The following is a 14,223-nucleotide window of genomic DNA, read 5'->3' on the forward strand; positions in this document are numbered from 1 at the left end:
TGAACGGAAAAATGCACATTCAGTGACGTTTGTGTGGGGCAGTTATTTATTTTAACTGCCTGAAATAACAGGGAAATAAAAAAGGAAAATCATGAAGCTTAACACTATTTTGATGCTGGCGCTGACCGCCACTTTATTAACCGGCTGCGCCGGTACTGCACCGATTCATAATGTGAATCAATCATTGTCACAACGCTACACCGATAATCAAATGAAAGTGGCGATAATTGAGGCGGGCATTGGTCGTAAATGGGTGATGACACCTGTCGCACCGGGCATCCTTAATGGCCGACTGTCTCAGCGCGGTTTCACCGCCAATATTCGCGTTACTTATACCGATCAAAGCTATATCATTCAGTACGTTAGCAGCGAAAATCTGAAAGCGGAAAACGGTAAAATTCACGGTAACTACAACCGCTGGATTAATAATCTGGATCAAGATATTCAGCTGCGTCTGGCGGCACAAAGTATTAAATAGTGCCTTGAATACCTTGTGTGTCATCACGGAATTAACGTAATAACACGCAAGGTAATAAAGAAATAAACCTGTCTGCCGACAAATCAGATGTCCTACTCTTGCTGTCCGTGGGGTAAACCCATACCGTGATGGACCACGTCAGACGTCGCCAGGTATTTCAGGGATGATTCTTTGCTTACGCAGGGAAGGGAGTTGACGATCCCATGGACGGCAATTCCACCAAGCTTATAAAAGAACGCTGGTATGAAACTCGCTTATTCGCTAATTGATTGGCACGCCCTGGCACCGGGGTTAGCCGAACGTGAAGCCTGGCATCGTTGGGCGCAGCACGCTGCCACCATCGACAGCACACAATCGCTTGCTAAGCCGCAGCATCTTCCGATGATGACTGCGCGGCGTCTGAGCGGCGGAAGCCGTGCAGCGGTTGAAAGTGGTTTAGTGCTGCTGGCGCGCCAACGTGTCGATGCCATCGTCTTTACCAGTCGCCATGGCGAACTGGAGCGGAACCTGCGGATACTTACCACGTTGGCGGAGCGGCAGGCGTTGTCGCCCACTGATTTTGCGATGTCGGTGCATAATTCTGCTGTTGGCAGCCTGACTATCGCAGCAAAAAAGCCGCTGGTTTCCACCTCTATTTCTGCTGGCATCGACTCCTTTCAGCAAGGATTACTTGAAGTCAGCGCACTGCATCAGGCTGGGTATCAGCAGGTGTTGCTGGTCGACTTTGATGGCACCATTCCTGATTATTATTTGCCGTGGCTACCGGAAGCAGGCTGCAACGCACCTTATGCAGTGGCGCTGCTGCTTGCGGCTGGCAGCGTGTTGCAATGCACCACCACCCTGAATACCGAGCCGGTTTCGCAGCCGATGCTGCCGCAGAGCCTTGAATTTCTGCATAACGTGCTGGCGCAGAGCAACAGCTTCACCCTTCTGGGTGAACGTCTTAACTGGCATTGGGTGAATTCACATGACTGATTCTTCTCTGTCGCTGCGCCATGGCCGGCCCGGGTTTAACTATTACTGGCGCCTGGTTATGACTGCCGTCAGCTTTACACTGTTTAGCGTGGGCGGTCTGCTGATGTCATTGACGTGGTTTAATCTGCTGTTGCTGATCCAGCGCGACAAACATCGCCGCCGCCGTATCGCGCGCGCCAGCATCGCCTGGAGTTTTCGCTGTTTCCTGCGCTTCTGCCGTTTTGTTGGCGTTTACGACTATCACATTGAGGGCGCCGATCAGCTCCGTCGCGATCGTGGCTGCTTAATCGTCGCCAATCATCCTTCACTGATCGATTACGTGATGATCGCCTCGGTACTGCCGGAAATGGATTGTTTAGTGAAAGCGGAGCTGCAAAAAAACCTTTTCCTGCGAGGCGTCATTCGCGCCGCAGATTACCTGATAAACAGTGAAGCGGAGACGCTGCTACCCGACAGCCAACAGCGACTGGCGCGTGGCGATACCCTTTTGATCTTCCCGGAAGGAACGCGCACGCGTCATGGCGAAGCACTAAAGCTGCAACGCGGTGCCGCCAACATCGCGGTGCGCGCGGGCTGCGATTTACGCGTAGTCCACATTACCTGTACTCAGCGTATGCTCGATAAACAGAGCCGCTGGTATCAAATCCCGCCGGTAAAACCTGTGTTTACCGTGCGCGTACATGCGCGAATCGACAGCACGTCGTTTGGCGAAAGCAACCAAGATGCGCAGCCATTAGCTGCGCGTCGACTGACCCGCCATTTGCAGCAGGCGCTGGTTCCCCAAGATGTGTAATGCGGAAAACGGTATGGACTCATTAATCAACGATATCAAACAGATGATCATCGATACGCTGAACCTTGAAGATGTCGATCTCGACGATATCGACACAGAGGCCCCGCTCTTTGGTGACGGGCTTGGACTCGATTCCATTGATGCGTTGGAACTCGGGCTGGCGGTAAAAAATCGCTATGGCGTGGCACTTTCCGCCGAGAGCGAAACCCTGCGTGCGCACTTTTTTTCCGTTGCCTCTTTGGCGGCGTTCGTGAACCAACAACGCGCCTGATCGCTGAGACAAAATTATGATGAACAAAGATGAAATTTATCAGGAAGTCGCCTCACTGCTGACTAACCTGTTTGAAATTGAGGCGGATGACATTCGCCCGGACGCACGCCTTTACGAAGATTTGGAACTCGACAGCATTGATGCGGTTGATATGGTGGTTCACCTGCAAAAACGTACTGGCCGTAAAATCAAACCAGAAACTTTCCGTTCGGTACGTACCGTGCAGGATGTGGTGGATGCGGTAGAACAGTTGATGCGCGAAGGCGCCTGATTTCAACATGCATGCTGCGCTACGCCTGATCAACCTTCTCACGCTGTTGGCTTGGCCTTTTTTGGTCTGGTTGGCGCTGGCGCAACCACAATGGCATGCGCTGTTCTGGTTACTGGCCGCGCTGTTCGGTCTGCGTTGGTTTACCCTGCGTCGGCAGAAAACCGCATTTAACAACGTGATGGGCTGGCTGGCTCTACTCGGCGCGCTGCTGTGTATCAGCAGCATGACGTTGCGCAGTCAGCATCTGCTGTTGTGGTATCCGGTGGCGGTCAACCTGGCCATGCTGATCATATTTGGCGCGTCATTATGGAGCAGCATGCCGCTGGTTGAACGACTTGCGCGACTGCGTGAATCCACGCTGCCGCCGCAGGCCGTGCGCTATACGCGACGCGTCACGCAAGTCTGGTGCCTGTTTTTTATCTTTAACGGCAGCATAGCGCTGAGCACCTGTTTGATGGGAAATCTTCGCCTGTGGACGCTCTGGAATGGCGGCATCAGCTATCTGTTAATGGGCGCGCTGATGAGCGCCGAATGGCTGGTACGCCAGCGCGTGAGACGCAAAGCATGATCGCACAACCCATTGCTGCGTGGCTAACCGGCGAGGATCGCGAAGTGGCGTGGCGTGGCGATCACACATTGATGTTGAGCACGCTGCGCCGTCAGGTATTGTCGCTTAGCCAGACGTTGCGGAGGCAGCCCGGCACGCAGTGGGCGCTCTGTTTTGATGACAGCTACCGATTTTGCGTCGCGCTGCTGGCAACCTGGTACGCGGAAAAAACACCGGTGATCCCGGGCCATTGTCGCGCTGCGCAGCTCAATGAAATGGGCGATGCGCTGGATGGCGTGATCAGCGATCTGCCTTTAGATATTCATTTGCCGTTGCAACGCTGGCAGGATGATGAAGCTGAAGGTGAACTTCCCGCTTTGCCCACCGATGCCGCGCTGGTGCTGTTTACCTCAGGTTCAACCGGCGCGCCACGTCGTGTCGTAAAATCACTGACGGTGCTGGAGCAGGAGTCGCGCTGGCTGGCTGCGCTCTGGGGTGAAAGGCTCACAGATTGCCGCATCCTTGCTTCGGTCAGTCATCAACATCTTTATGGCTTAACCTTTCGCATCATATTGCCTATGGCGTTGGGTCAACCCTTTGCGGCGCAGCAGCTATTCTACAGTGAACAACTGGTTGAACAGCTTCGGCACCCAGATTATCGCCACGCTTTAATCAGTAGCCCCGCATTTTTGCGCCGCCTGGATGATCACTTCCCTGTAGCCGCCTGCACGTTGATTGTTTCAGCGGGCGGGGCGCTGGCCTGGCAGGATGCGCAACATACCCAGCAGACAATGCATTGTCCGGTGAGTGAAATATACGGCAGCACGGAAACCGGCGTGATCGCCTGGCGGCAGCGCGATTCGGACGCCGCAGCCTGGATCTGTTTTCCTGGCGTCAGGCTACAACAGATCGACGATGATCGTTGGCAAGTCTCTTCCGCTCTGATTGAAAACGCTGCAGGTTGGCAGCTCGACGATCGCTTGCAGGTTGATGCCGCAGGCCACGTTCAGATAACCGGTCGCCACGATCGCATCGTAAAAATTGAAGATAAACGCATTTCGCTGAGTGAAATCGAACGGCGCTTAATGGCGCTGCCCGGTGTCGTCGATGCCGCCGCGCTGGCTATTACGCGCCACGATCGCCAGGGTATTGGCGTGGTGCTGGCGTTGGCGACGCCGCTTGATGATCATCAGCTAGCGGCGCAGAAAAAACGCTGGAAGCAGCATCTGCAACCTTTGCTGGAGTCGGTGGCGCTGCCGCGTTACTGGCGTGTGGTGGCGACCATTCCCGTCACCACACAAAGCAAACGCGCCTGGCCACAAATTGAGGAGCTTTTTCATGTTGCCGGTTGAACGCAGCCGCCAGATTCAGGACAACAGCGTAACCCTAACGCTGTATGTCGCTGCCGATCTGTTCTGGTTTCAAGGCCATTTCCCCACGTTGCCGATTCTGCCTGGCGTAGCGCAACTCGATTGGGTTATGCATTACGCGGTGCAGTGTCTGGCACCCGGCAAACAGTTTGCTGCGGTCGAAAACATCAAATTTCAACAGCCGGTAGCGCCGGATTCGCTGTTGCAACTGCATATTGAGTGGGATGCGACGAAATCCCGCCTCAGCTTTTGTTACAGCCTGCTGCGTGACGGTAACGCGCTGAGCGCCAGCAGCGGAAAAATTCAGCTGTGTTAACACCTCAATTTTCGTCTGACTTCTCACCGTGCGTGGTGATTCCCTGCTACAACCACGGCGCGATGATGGCTTCAGTGCTGGCACGGTTGGCACCTTTTAACCTGCCCGTGATCATTGTGGATGACGGCAGCGAAGCCAGCACCCAACAGCAACTGGAAAGTGTGCGGGCTGAACAGATCACCGTACTGCGGTTAACGCACAATCAGGGCAAAGGTGCGGCGGTGATACAGGGACTGCGAGCTGCCGCTGCGCAGGGTTTTACCCATGCGCTGCAGTTGGATGCCGATGGACAGCACCAGATTGAAGATTGCCCAGCCATGCTGGCGGAAGCGCGGCGTTATCCTGAATGTTTGATCTCCGGTAAGCCGCTGTACGACAGTTCGATCCCCAAGTCACGTTTATATGGGCGCTACATCACCCATTTTTGGGTGTGGATCGAAACGCTGTCGTTTTCGATCAAAGACAGCATGTGCGGCTTTCGCGTCTACCCGTTATCGCCAACGTTGGCGCTGTGCGATCAGCGTGCGATCGGTCAACGCATGGATTTTGACACTGAAATCATGGTGCGACTCTATTGGCAGGGCACACCAAGCCGCTTTCTCACCACGCGTGTGACTTACCCAGAAACCGGAGTGTCACACTTTGATGCGCTGTATGACAATCTGCGCATCTCCTGGATGCATACACGCCTGTTTTTCGGCATGTTGCCGCGCATTCCGCGTCTGGTAAACATGCGTCGCCAGCAAAAACATTGGTCCGGCGAACCGGAGCGCCGTGGGCAAGTAGGTCTGCGCTTCATGCTGGCAGTTTATCGTCGCTGTGGCCGCTTGCCTTTTCTGGTACTGCTGTGGCCGGTGGTGGCGGTTTACTGGCTGAGCGGACAGCGCGCCCGTCACGCTTCACAGCAATGGATCACGCGAGTCAGTGATTACGCCAGCCAACAGCAGGTTGCGCTGCCCAAACCGCTTAACAGCTATCGCCACTTTTTGCGATTTGCTGAAGCGATGCTGGATAAGGTAGCCAGCTGGCGTGGCGATTTGCGCTGGGGACGCGATATCGATTTTGCGCCAGGTGCAGAAGCGGTAATCCGTGCGCCCGGCGAACGCGGAAAGCTGATTCTTGCCTCGCATCTGGGTGATATCGAAGCCTGCCGCGCCATGGCAAAACAGGTCAGCGGCTTGGTGATCAACGCCTTGGTATTCACTAACAATGCCCAACGTTTCCGTGCGGTGCTGGAAACTATCGCGCCAGACGCGGGCGTTAATTTGCTGCCGGTTAGCGATATCGGCCCGGAAACAGCCATTCTGCTGCAACAAAAGCTGGATGCGGGCGAATGGATTGCTATCGTCGGCGATCGCACCGCCGTTAACCGCCAGCGCGGCGGGGAGCGTCGCGTAGTCTGGAGCGCGTTTTTGGGTCGTCCCGCACCCTTTCCCCAAGGCCCGTTTGTGTTAGCTGCGGCGCTGCGCTGCCCGGTGCTGTTGATGTTCGCCTTGCGCCAGCAGGGTAAATTACAGATTCATTGCGAACCTTTTGCCGATCCGCTGCTGCTGCCACGCGCACAGCGTCAACAGGCGCTACAGGTCACGGTTGATCGCTATGCGGATCGTCTGGCGCACCATGCACTGCTGGCACCGCTCGACTGGTTTAACTTTTTCGATTTCTGGACGTTGCCCGATGATCGGGTGCGCCATGAGGAGTCCGACAATGCCTGATCACCTGCATACCGTGGAAGTCGCGCTCACGGTCTCTTTTCACGACTGCGATCCGATGGGCGTGGTCTGGCACGGTAACTACTTCCGTTATTTCGAAGTGGCCCGTGAAGCGCTGCTGCGCAGCATTAATTACAGCTACAGCGAAATGGCGGCCAGCGGCTACATCTGGCCGGTGGTCGACACCCGCGTTAAGTATCGCCAGCCGCTGCGCTGTGAGGAACCGATCACCGTCAGCGCCAGCATCACCGAATATGAAAACCGGTTACGCATCGACTACCAGGTCCGCAATGCGGCAGGGGAGATCACCACCAAAGCGCACACTTTGCAGGTTGCGGTGGAGCAGGCAACAGAAACCTTATGCTTTGTTACGCCCGATATTTTGCTGGAACGCCTAGGGGTGAAAGAATGCTAAAAATTATCGTTGCCAGTTTGCTACTGTGGGCCAGCGCGGCCAGCGCCGTCACGCTGGAACAGTTACAACAGCGTTTTGCCAGCCAACCGATCATTCGCGCAGATTTTGTTCAAACACGCACCATTTCCGGCATGGCGCAGCCGCTGGTATCACATGGCAACCTGCTGATCGCGCAACAACAAGGACTGTGGTGGCATCAAAGTACGCCGTTTGTCATGACGCTACTGCTTGATGATAAGCGCATGGTACAAACGCTGAATAATCAGCCGCCGCAAGTCATCACTTCAGACAGTAATCCACAAATGTTCCAGTTCAATCATTTGTTGCGCGCGCTGTTTCAGGCAGATGAGAAGGTCTTGAAAGAGAACTTTACGCTCGATTTTCAAGACAAAGGCAACCAGCGCTGGACGCTGGGACTCACGCCTAAAGCCGCGCCGCTTAACATGATATTTAATCGTATCGATCTGGCGGGCAGCGAATTTCTCGAACGTATCGATTTGGATGACAAGCAGGGTGATAAGACCCACATTCAACTCAGCAACACGCGCATTAAGCCGCCGCAATTAAGTGACGAGGAGCGCACACGTTTTGCCGGGCCGTAATGATAAATTCTTCGCCGCGCTGTGGTTAGTGGTTTGCATGGTGTTAGCTGTCGCCTTGGTGCTGCTGTTGCCGCGCAGCCATCTCAACAGCAGCGTACTGGCGTTGTTGCCGCAGCAAAACCTCGGTGCCGCGCCTGCGGAGTTGCAGGAAGGTTTTATGCAGCGGCTGGATCGACAAATGGTCTGGCTGATATTACCAGGAAAAACCGACGATCCAGAGGTGGCGCGCTGGTGGCTTGAGCAATTACGCGCTTTGCCTGCACTCAAACAGGTGCAGGGCGATCTCAATGAAAATCAGCAGCAGCAGTGGGGCCGTTTTGCCTGGCAACATCGTAACGGCCTGATTGATGATGCAACCCGTGCACGATTGCAAAACGGCGGCGATGCGCAAGCTGATTGGCTGTTAGGCCAACTCTTTTCCGCCTTTTCTGGGGTGGGCAGCAAGGAGTTACAAAACGATCCGCTGATGCTGGTACGAGGCTCACAGCTGGCACTTCAGCAAAATGCCGATCGCATGATGCTGCACAATGGCTGGCTAACGGTGCAGGATAAGCAAGGCCAACGCGGCTATTTCCTGCATGGCGAACTGGCAAATAATGCGTTTAGCATTACGCAGAGCCATCAACTTGTGTCGCAACTCAGGCAGCTTGAAAAAGCGCTAAAACAGCGCTGGCCGCAAGCACAACTGCTGACGCGCGGCACAGTACTGTTCAGTGATGATGCCAGCCAGCGTGCGCAACACGATGTTGAAACACTCGGCACAATAACCTTGGGCGGCGTGTTGATACTGGTGCTGTTGGTGTTCCGCTCGTTGCGCCCATTGCTGCTATGCCTCGCATCGGTCGCCATTGGCGCGATGGCGGGCACGGTCGCCACGCTGCTCTGTTTTGGCGAGCTGCACATCATGACGCTGGTGATGAGCCTGAGCATTGTCGGCATCTCTGCCGATTACACGCTCTACTACCTCACCGAACGCATGGTACATGGTGAACACGCCACGCCGTGGCAGAGTCTACGCAAAGTGCGCGGTACGCTGCTGCTGGCGTTAGCCACCACCGCGATTGCCTGGCTATTAATGCTGCTGGCGCCTTTCCCGGGTCTGCGTCAGTTGGCGGTTTTTGCGGCCAGCGGTTTAACGGCATCCTGTTTAACGGTGATTTTTCTCTATCCGTGGTTGGTGCGCGGTTTACCGGTTCGTCCTGTGCCGTTGATGGTGCCGCTTGCGCGCTGGTTAGCCGCGTGGCGTCGTCGCAAAGCGTTGCGAATTGGCTTGCCGTTGGCGATGGCGATTTACGCGCTGGGCGGTATGGTGCAATTAAAGGTGGATGATGATATTGCCCATCTACAAAGCGCGCCGGCCCATCTGCTCGAACAGGATCGCCAACTGGCGGATTTGACGGGTCAACGCGCCGATCAAACTTGGTTTGTGGTGTGGGGCGATAACGCACAGCAGACGCTGCAGCGTTTAGCGCAGCTGGTGCCAGATTTAAAACAGGCGCAGCAGCAAGGTGTGCTGCAAAACTTCCGTTTACTGCCGTTACGTTCGCTGGAACAGCAGCAACAAGACATTGCTACCCTGCAACAGGCCGCACCGAAGATCGTGGCGCGGCTAAAACAGGCGGGGATCAGCGTGCCCGCACCCGATCTTCAACCGATGACGGTAACGCCAGAAGCCTGGCTGAACAGTCCGCTGAGTGAAGGCTGGCGACTGTTATGGCTGTCGCTGCCTGACGGGCGCAGCGGCGTGCTGGTGCCGACCAGCGGCGTAAAAAATAGCGCGGCGCTCAGTGTGCTGGCGCAAAAATATCCAGGCGTAAGTTGGGTCGATCGTAAGGCCAGCTACGATACGCTTTTCAGCTTCTGGCGCTCGCTGTTGAGCGGCTTACTGTTGCTGGCGTTAGCGCTGATTGCGCTGAGCTACGTGCTGCGTTTAGGCCTTAAAGCGGGTTTGCGCAGTGCATTACCTTCATTGCTGTCGCTGGCAACCGCGTTGGCAACGTTGGGCTGGATGGGCGCGTCGTTGAATCTGTTCGCGCTGCTGGCATTGATTCTGGTGCTGGGCATTGGCATTAATTACACCTTGTTCTTTAGCAATCCGCAGGGTACGCCGCTGACTTCACTGTTGGCGGTCTCGCTGGCGATGATGACAACGTTGCTGACGTTGGGCATGTTGGTTTTCAGCAGCACCAGCGCCATTGCTGGTTTTGGCACCGTGTTGTGCAGCGGTATTTTTAGCGCCTTTCTGCTGTCACCGCTGGCCATGCGGCCCACTAAATCGAGGAAAAAAAGATGATTCGCGCAGCGATGATGTTGATATTCAGTCTGTTGCTCAGCGCCTGCGCCAGCCCTAAGCCAGATAATACGCAGCCTACCGCCTGGCTGAAGCCTGGCGTGAAGATTATGCTGCCACCGCCGGGCATCACGCCTGCATTTCAACAGCAGCAACTGTTAACCGGCCAGATAAAAGGAACCCGCCAGTCGCTGCTGGTGTTGCTGAGCGCCGATGCGCAGAAAATAGAATTAGCGGGCTTATCATCGGTGGGGATTCGCTTGTTCCGTGTCAGTTACGATGCCAGGGGCATTCATACGCAACAGCTGATGCCGCTGCCCAATATGCCGCCCGCCAGTCAGGTATTGGCCGATATTATGTTGAGTCACTGGCCGATTGCGGTATGGCAAAAACAGCTGCCGCGCGGCTGGACGCTACAAGACAAAGGATTGAAGCGCGTGCTGCGAGATGCCGATAACCAGGTCGTGACGGAGATTACCTATCTACAACGCGGCGAGCGACGTGAGCCGATCACCCTTCAGCAGCACGCGTTTGGTTACCTGATTCAAATTCAACATTTGGATGCATCATGATCTACATTTCTGCATTCGGGATGCTCAATGCGCTTGGGAACAATAATCAGCAGATTGCCGCGAACCTGATCAGCGGTATTGCGCCTGGTATGCGTGAGCATGAAGGCTGGCTAACGACGGACAAACGCTGCTGGCTGGGTGCGGTAGAGGCCAAGTTGCCTGCTATACCCGCTGCCTTTGCTGCGCATGACACCCGTAATAATCAGCTGCTGCTGGCGGCGTTAGCGCAAATTCGTCCAGCGCTGGATGCTGCTGTTGCGAAATATGGTGCCGATCGCGTTGCGATCGTGTTGGGAACCAGCACCTCGGGTGTTGACGAAGGCGATCAGCAGATTCGTGGCGATCGCCAGCGCTACCATTACCAGATGCAAGAATTGGGCGATCCATCGCGCTTTCTGGCGCAATATCTGCAACTCAATGGCCCAGCCTATACCATCTCCACCGCCTGTTCTTCCAGCGCTCGTGCGCTGATCAGCGGCGAACGTTTGATTGCTGCAGGGTTGGCGGATGTTGCCTTGGTAGGCGGTGCAGATTCACTAAGCCGCATGCCGGTTAACGGCTTCGCCAGTCTCGAATCACTTTCTGAACGCCGCTGCGTGCCGTTTAGCCGTGAGCGCGATGGCATTTCGATTGGTGAGGGGGCCGCGCTGATGCTGTTAACGCGAGAACCGCAGCCGTTAGCGCTGTTGGGCGCGGGCGAATCTTCTGATGCCTGGCATATGTCTGCGCCGCATCCAGAAGGTGAGGGCGCAGAGCGCGCCATGCGCATGGCGCTGCAACAGGCGGGTTTAGCGCCGCAGGATATCGGCTACATCAACCTGCATGGCACCGCGACGCCGCTTAACGATCAGATGGAAGCGTTAGTGATCCATCGCCTGTTTGGCAGTGATGTACCCTGCAGTTCGACGAAACACCTTACCGGGCACACGCTCGGTGCAGCGGGCGTGTGCGAAGCCGCGCTCAGCGCGTTGATTCTCAGCGAGAATCTGCCGTTGCCAGCGCAAGATTTTTCTGTCGCCGCTCGCGACGAAAGCCTGGCAGAGTGCGGCCTGCTGCTGCACTCTCAGCCGCTGGCGCGTCCGATTATCGCGTCCAACTCGTTTGCTTTCGGTGGCAATAATACCTGTTTAATTTTGGGACGGTGCGATGACAATTAAGGGTTGTGCTGCGGATTTTTTGCCGCATGAAACGCCTATGGTGCTGGTCGAACAGCTGATTGCGGTGGATGAAGAAAGCGTGCATTGCCGAGTCACAACGGCCAAAACAGGCGTGCTGGCACCTTTTCTTAATCAGCAGGGTGAACTGCCCGCGTGGTTTGGCGTAGAGATCATGGCGCAAACCGTTGGTGTCTGGTCTGGCTGGCAAGCGAAACGTGCCGGGGCAATCCTGATCCAGCCAGGCATGCTGTTGGGCGGGCGCGGCTGGCGGGCAACGCAGCCCCATTTCCCGGCTAACGCAACGCTGGATATCACTATGCGGCTACTGATGCGCGACGATCGGATGGGCAGTTTTGAGGGCGAAATCCATTATGGCGATCTGCTGCTGGCCAGCGGACGCCTGAATACCTATCAACCGAATGAAGAAGAGCTACAGCAACTGATGTCACAAGGAAATCAGCCATGAGAGGTTCTGTATTGGTAACGGGCGCCAGTAAAGGCATTGGCCGCGCTATCGCGCTGCGCCTGGCGCAGGACGGCTTCGAACTGGTGGTGCATTACAATCGCGACCGTGCTGGCGCTGAACACACGTTGCAGCACATCGTGGAGCAGGGTGGAATCGGGCGGGTGCTGGGTTTTGATGTTGCCGATCGCGCCGCGACCCGCAGCGTTCTGGAGGCGGATATTGAGCAGCACGGTGCCTATTACGGCGTTGTCAGCAATGCAGGGATCACCCGGGATGGCGCTTTCCCTGCGCTAACAGAATCTGAGTGGGATGATGTGATTCATACCAATCTCGACAGCTTTTATAATGTGATTCACCCCTGCGTGATGCCCATGATTGGTCTGCGTCGTGGCGGTCGGATCATCACACTGTCGTCGGTTTCTGGCATGATGGGCAATCGCGGCCAGGTCAATTACAGCGCGGCAAAAGCGGGCATCATCGGCGCAACCAAAGCGCTGGCGATTGAACTGGCAAAACGTAAAATCACCGTAAACTGCATCGCGCCCGGCCTGATTGATACCGGCATGGAAGGGCTTGAACCGCGAGTCGTTGAGGAAGCACTGAAAATTATTCCGATGAAACGCATGGGCGCAGCGGATGAAGTGGCGGGATTAGCCAGCTATTTGATGTCTGACATTGCAGGTTATGTCACGCGTCAGGTGATTTCGATTAACGGAGGCATGCTGTGATTCAGCGCGTAGTTGTCACGGGCATGGGCGGTGTCACCGCTTTTGGCGAGCAATGGCAGGCGGTTGCGGCACGTATTCTTGCAGGTAAAAACGCAGTGCGGCAGATGCCGGAATGGCAAGTTTATGATGGGCTGCACACGCTGTTAGGCGCGCCGATTGATGATTTTACCTTGCCTGCGCACTATACCCGTAAACGTATTCGCGCCATGGGCCGCGTCTCGCTGCTGGCTACCCGCGCCACCGAACTGGCTTTGGAACAGGCTGGGCTGATCGATCATCCGGTACTGACCAATGGTGAAACCGGCATTGCTTATGGCTCTTCCACCGGCAGCACCGGGCCGGTGAGCGAATTCGCCACTATGCTGACTGAAAAGCACACCAACAATATTACCGGCACCACCTATGTGCAGATGATGCCGCACACCGCCGCCGTGAATGCCGGTCTGTTTTTTGGTTTACGTGGTCGTGTGATCCCCACTTCCAGCGCCTGTACCTCGGGCAGCCAGGCGATTGGCTATGCGTGGGAAGCGATTCGCCACGGCTACCAAACGGTGATGGTAGCCGGTGGCGCAGAGGAGTTATGTCCTTCTGAAGCGGCGGTATTCGATACGCTATTTGCCACCAGCCAGCGCAATGACGCACCGCAAAGTACCCCTTCTCCATTCGATCAGCATCGTGATGGATTGGTGATTGGCGAAGGTGCGGGTACCCTGATTCTCGAATCGCTGGAACATGCGCAGGCGCGTGGCGCAACAATTTACGCCGAGCTGGTGGGGTTCCACACCAATTGCGATGCGGCACATATTACGCAGCCGCAGCGCGAAACCATGCAAATCTGCATTGAGCGTGCACTGAAAAGTGCCGGGCTGGAAGCCTCACAAATTGGCTATATTAATGCGCACGGCACAGCCACCGATCGGGGTGATATTGCTGAAAGCCTGGCAACTGCAGCCGTGTTTGGCGACCAAACGCCCGTCTCTTCGTTGAAATCCTATTTTGGTCACACGCTGGGCGCGTGCGGTGCGCTGGAAGCCTGGATGAGCATTCAGATGATGCGCGAAGGCTGGTTTGCACCGACGCTGAATCTGACGCAGCCTGCACAAGAATGCGGTGCGCTGGACTACATTATCGGTGAGCCGCGTAAGCTGGAAACCGATTTTATCCAGACCAACAATTTCGCCTTTGGCGGCATTAATACCTCGCTTATCTTCAAACGCTGGCGCGACGCCTGATCAAGTGCGCTGCTTCGGCAGCGCCTTC

17 protein-coding genes are annotated in these 14,223 nt (G+C 55.7%); all 17 read left to right on the forward strand.

The features are described from left to right. The first annotated feature begins 91 nt into the window (after nucleotides 1-91). The 17 genes from SC127_RS19320 to SC127_RS19400 all read left to right on the forward strand — a co-directional run bounded on the left by SC127_RS19320 (nucleotide 92) and on the right by SC127_RS19400 (nucleotide 14,195). Nucleotides 92-478: a hypothetical protein gene (locus SC127_RS19320; protein WP_332627584.1), complete on the forward strand. Its 387-nt coding sequence runs from the start codon at nucleotides 92-94 to the stop codon at nucleotides 476-478. A 243-nt stretch (nucleotides 479-721) separates the two neighbouring features. Then, complete coding sequence (locus tag SC127_RS19325) at nucleotides 722-1,453, forward strand: beta-ketoacyl synthase chain length factor (RefSeq protein WP_332627586.1); 732 nt, start codon at nucleotides 722-724, stop codon at nucleotides 1,451-1,453. Further along, complete coding sequence (locus tag SC127_RS19330; protein WP_332627588.1) at nucleotides 1,446-2,246, forward strand: lysophospholipid acyltransferase family protein; 801 nt, start codon at nucleotides 1,446-1,448, stop codon at nucleotides 2,244-2,246. The genes SC127_RS19325 and SC127_RS19330 overlap by 8 nt, the downstream gene beginning before the upstream one ends. A 13-nt stretch (nucleotides 2,247-2,259) precedes the next feature. Continuing rightward, complete coding sequence (locus SC127_RS19335; RefSeq protein WP_332627591.1) at nucleotides 2,260-2,517, forward strand: phosphopantetheine-binding protein; 258 nt, start codon at nucleotides 2,260-2,262, stop codon at nucleotides 2,515-2,517. 16 nt (nucleotides 2,518-2,533) lie between these two features. Continuing rightward, nucleotides 2,534-2,788, forward strand: coding sequence for an acyl carrier protein (locus SC127_RS19340; RefSeq protein WP_332627593.1), 255 nt, complete (start codon nucleotides 2,534-2,536; stop codon nucleotides 2,786-2,788). Between the two features lie 7 nt (nucleotides 2,789-2,795). Continuing rightward, nucleotides 2,796-3,356, forward strand: coding sequence for a hypothetical protein (locus SC127_RS19345; RefSeq protein WP_332627595.1), 561 nt, complete (start codon nucleotides 2,796-2,798; stop codon nucleotides 3,354-3,356). Then, on the forward strand, nucleotides 3,320-4,687 hold the full coding sequence (locus SC127_RS19350; RefSeq protein ID WP_332627596.1) for an AMP-binding protein: 1,368 nt from the start codon (nucleotides 3,320-3,322) through the stop codon (nucleotides 4,685-4,687). Before SC127_RS19345 ends, SC127_RS19350 begins: the two co-directional genes overlap by 37 nt. Beyond that, nucleotides 4,674-5,021: a 3-hydroxyacyl-ACP dehydratase FabZ family protein gene (locus SC127_RS19355; RefSeq protein WP_215847118.1), complete on the forward strand. Its 348-nt coding sequence runs from the start codon at nucleotides 4,674-4,676 to the stop codon at nucleotides 5,019-5,021. Before SC127_RS19350 ends, SC127_RS19355 begins: the two co-directional genes overlap by 14 nt. Next, the gene (locus SC127_RS19360) at nucleotides 5,015-6,736 is read left to right on the forward strand and encodes a glycosyltransferase family 2 protein (RefSeq protein WP_332627598.1); all 1,722 of its coding nucleotides are present in this window, start codon (nucleotides 5,015-5,017) and stop codon (nucleotides 6,734-6,736) included. The genes SC127_RS19355 and SC127_RS19360 overlap by 7 nt, the downstream gene beginning before the upstream one ends. Then, entirely contained in the window at nucleotides 6,729-7,148 is a 420-nt protein-coding gene (locus tag SC127_RS19365; RefSeq protein ID WP_215847116.1) for an acyl-CoA thioesterase, read from the forward strand. Before SC127_RS19360 ends, SC127_RS19365 begins: the two co-directional genes overlap by 8 nt. Next, a complete protein-coding gene (locus SC127_RS19370; RefSeq protein ID WP_243078183.1) occupies nucleotides 7,142-7,750 on the forward strand; it encodes an outer membrane lipoprotein carrier protein LolA in 609 nt (202 codons plus the stop codon). Before SC127_RS19365 ends, SC127_RS19370 begins: the two co-directional genes overlap by 7 nt. Then, complete coding sequence (locus tag SC127_RS19375; protein ID WP_332627601.1) at nucleotides 7,737-10,043, forward strand: MMPL family transporter; 2,307 nt, start codon at nucleotides 7,737-7,739, stop codon at nucleotides 10,041-10,043. Before SC127_RS19370 ends, SC127_RS19375 begins: the two co-directional genes overlap by 14 nt. Next, nucleotides 10,040-10,612, forward strand: a complete 573-nt coding sequence (locus SC127_RS19380) for a DUF3261 domain-containing protein (protein WP_243078181.1) — start codon at nucleotides 10,040-10,042, stop codon at nucleotides 10,610-10,612. Before SC127_RS19375 ends, SC127_RS19380 begins: the two co-directional genes overlap by 4 nt. Then, on the forward strand, nucleotides 10,609-11,769 hold the full coding sequence (locus SC127_RS19385) for a beta-ketoacyl-[acyl-carrier-protein] synthase family protein (protein ID WP_243078180.1): 1,161 nt from the start codon (nucleotides 10,609-10,611) through the stop codon (nucleotides 11,767-11,769). Before SC127_RS19380 ends, SC127_RS19385 begins: the two co-directional genes overlap by 4 nt. Beyond that, nucleotides 11,759-12,235 (forward strand): hotdog family protein, encoded by a 477-nt coding sequence (locus SC127_RS19390; protein ID WP_332627604.1) that lies wholly within the window; start codon nucleotides 11,759-11,761, stop codon nucleotides 12,233-12,235. The genes SC127_RS19385 and SC127_RS19390 overlap by 11 nt, the downstream gene beginning before the upstream one ends. Continuing rightward, nucleotides 12,232-12,963, forward strand: coding sequence for a 3-ketoacyl-ACP reductase FabG2 (locus SC127_RS19395; protein WP_243078178.1), 732 nt, complete (start codon nucleotides 12,232-12,234; stop codon nucleotides 12,961-12,963). The genes SC127_RS19390 and SC127_RS19395 overlap by 4 nt, the downstream gene beginning before the upstream one ends. Further along, nucleotides 12,960-14,195, forward strand: coding sequence for a beta-ketoacyl-ACP synthase (locus SC127_RS19400; protein WP_215847109.1), 1,236 nt, complete (start codon nucleotides 12,960-12,962; stop codon nucleotides 14,193-14,195). Before SC127_RS19395 ends, SC127_RS19400 begins: the two co-directional genes overlap by 4 nt. Nucleotides 14,196-14,223 lie beyond the last annotated feature (28 nt).

The organism is Pantoea sp. T14 (genome assembly GCF_036663535.1).
GTDB classification, from domain to species: Bacteria; Pseudomonadota; Gammaproteobacteria; order Enterobacterales; family Enterobacteriaceae; genus Pantoea; species Pantoea phytostimulans.